2 protein-coding genes and 2 pseudogenes are annotated in these 2182 nt (G+C 45.6%); 2 read left to right on the forward strand and 2 right to left on the reverse strand.

Annotation, left to right across the window (positions count from 1 at the left end; translation table 11 throughout):
- Both OGX91_RS00075 and OGX91_RS00080 read left to right on the forward strand, forming a co-directional pair.
- Positions 1 to 545 (forward strand): annotated as a pseudogene (locus OGX91_RS00075) (hypothetical protein); the annotation flags it as partial.
- A gap of 2 nt (positions 546 to 547) precedes the next feature.
- A complete protein-coding gene (locus tag OGX91_RS00080; RefSeq protein WP_286625083.1) occupies positions 548 to 1054 on the forward strand; it encodes a tail fiber assembly protein in 507 nt (168 codons plus the stop codon).
- Between the two features lie 15 nt (positions 1055 to 1069).
- On the opposite strand, the gene OGX91_RS00085 is transcribed toward OGX91_RS00080, so the two are convergent.
- Positions 1070 to 1588, reverse strand: a complete 519-nt coding sequence (locus OGX91_RS00085) for a tail fiber assembly protein (protein ID WP_052463777.1) — start codon at positions 1586 to 1588, stop codon at positions 1070 to 1072.
- A pseudogene (locus OGX91_RS00090) lies at positions 1581 to 2182 on the reverse strand (hypothetical protein); the annotation flags it as partial. The pseudogene OGX91_RS00090 and the gene OGX91_RS00085, both read right to left, overlap by 8 nt.

The following is a 2182-nucleotide window of genomic DNA, read 5'->3' on the forward strand; positions in this document are numbered from 1 at the left end:
TTGGTTTGGTAGAAACGATAAATCGTGCAGCTGCCGCAGTGCAAAAATTAGGCGACACAATGACCGGAAGCCTGACACTCAAGGGTGATTACCGGCTGGGTTTTATTATCCAGAATGAAGATGGTTCTGTCCGTGCTTATATCTTTAAGGACAAAGGTGGCGACGGTATTCGCATCAGTAATGGCGATGATGGCGGCGGTGATTTTGTTTTTGGTAAAAATGGACAGTTTTACTGCCCGGACATTATGCATGTTGGTAATACGGTTGTATGGGGTGACGGCAATATCGAGGGGGCGCGATGGAGCGGTTTGTTGAGCGACTATATTAACTTGCGAGCACCCTATGAATGGGTTAGCCAAAACTTTGTCAACCGTGTACAGCGCGGCGCACAGGCCAGCATGACTATGGACGGCGTACTTGTAGAAGCTCCAGCTGGATGTTTTCTTACGGGGGGAAACGGTAACGAGAGCAATCAAATTGGTATAGCGCTATACCGTTCATTACTAATTTTCCGTAATGGTGGTTGGGTAATAATTGAGGGGTAAAAATGAAACTGATTAATTTACAGCATTACACACCTGATGAATTGTTTTTAGGCGACGGCATTCTGTATTTTATCGATGCCACGGGAAAGGACTGGTATAAATCACTGTCTCAATTCACAAAGAAATACAGCCTGGCTATCGAAAATGATACGGGCGTTATTCGCAGCATTAGCGAAGATGCATCCCGGCTTTATCCCGGTGGTTTGACGGTTGTTGATGTTGACAGTATTCCTGATGGTTGTGACATTTTCGGCGGATGGGTATTTGATGGTATTAAAATTAAACCTCGCCAATATTCACAAGACGAATTGATGGCACAAACTGAAAAAAAGAAAACAGAACTACTGTCTGCCGCAGCTGTTGCTATTGCACCACTGCAGGATGCTGTTGATGAAGGAATAGCGACGGAAGAAGAAACCGCCGCACTGTCAGAATGGAAGAAATATAGAGTAAAGGTTATGCGCGTTGAGAAAACAAGGCCTGAATGGCCTACACCTCCTAACGTTTAGAGATTACAAATCATCCTATTCATCCGGCTTCGGAGGCCATACAGGTTTCTCAAGACTTACCCGGCTGACCAGCACGCTAAAACGTTCCCACTTCTCAAGGCGGCTGATTTCTTCATCAGTCGCCATGCCTAATCTCAAAGCGCGAGAAAGAGGGGCTATTGCCACTTCCGCCGTCGAAAGTAGTTTTTGCTTTTTTTCTGCTGCTAGTAGTTGCAGTTCTGCCGCTGTGTACTCGCGAGGAATGACTTTCTCCCCATCAAATACCCATCCACCAAAAATGTCACAACCAGCCGGAATGCTGTCAACATCAACAACCGTCAAACCACCGGGATACAACCTGGACGCATCTTCGCTGATACTACGAATAACGCCAGTATCGTTTTCGATTGCCAGGCTGTATTTCTTTGTGAATTGAGACAGTGATTTATACCAGTCCTTACCCGTGGCATCGATAAAATACTGAATATCATCACCCAAAAAATACTCGTCAGGAATATAGCGTTGTAAATTAGTTAATTTCATTTTTTTAATCACCAATCGTTACCCAGCCACCATTTCGCCATACTTGCAGAGGACGATATAAAGCGATACCGACCTGATTGCTCTCGTTTCCGTTCCCGCCAGTCAGGACGCAGCCGGAAGGAGCTTCCACCAGCCCGCCATCCATAACCATACTGCTCTGTGCACCACGTTTCACACCAGTAATAAAGTTTTGGTTAACCCATGTTTTCGCATCATTAATGCGATTGGTTATCCAAATATTTATCCAGCCCGAATTACCGTTCTCTCCCCATGCAGTGCCGTAAATATTTGCATCACCCTGGATGATACCCGACCCAAATCTTATATTGGCCTGTGGAATACTGAACTCGCCAGTTTCCAGATTGAAAGTGAATTGTTTAACAGGGCCACCACCCCACGGGACACCAAAAATACGAAACCTTCTGTCAATAAGGTCCATACTCACTGATGCCCCCGTTGTGGTGTTAATAATTGTGTACTGCGGACTGTCTGAACTTGATGTTTTTAGGACGATATCGCTTTCTACCAGCGTCAAGCCTCCAGTCATCGTGTCGCCTGATTTTTGCACTGCGGCAGCTGCACGATTTATCGTTTCTACCAAACCAA

The organism is Citrobacter sp. Cpa228 (assembly GCF_030333085.1).
In the GTDB taxonomy this organism is placed as follows: domain Bacteria; phylum Pseudomonadota; class Gammaproteobacteria; order Enterobacterales; family Enterobacteriaceae; genus Citrobacter; species Citrobacter pasteurii.

What these genes read in the sequence shown, in the direction of transcription:
- OGX91_RS00080 (WP_286625083.1), top strand. Translation starts at nt 548, where the DNA reads ATGAAACTGATTAATTTACAGCATTACACACCTGATGAATTGTTTTTA.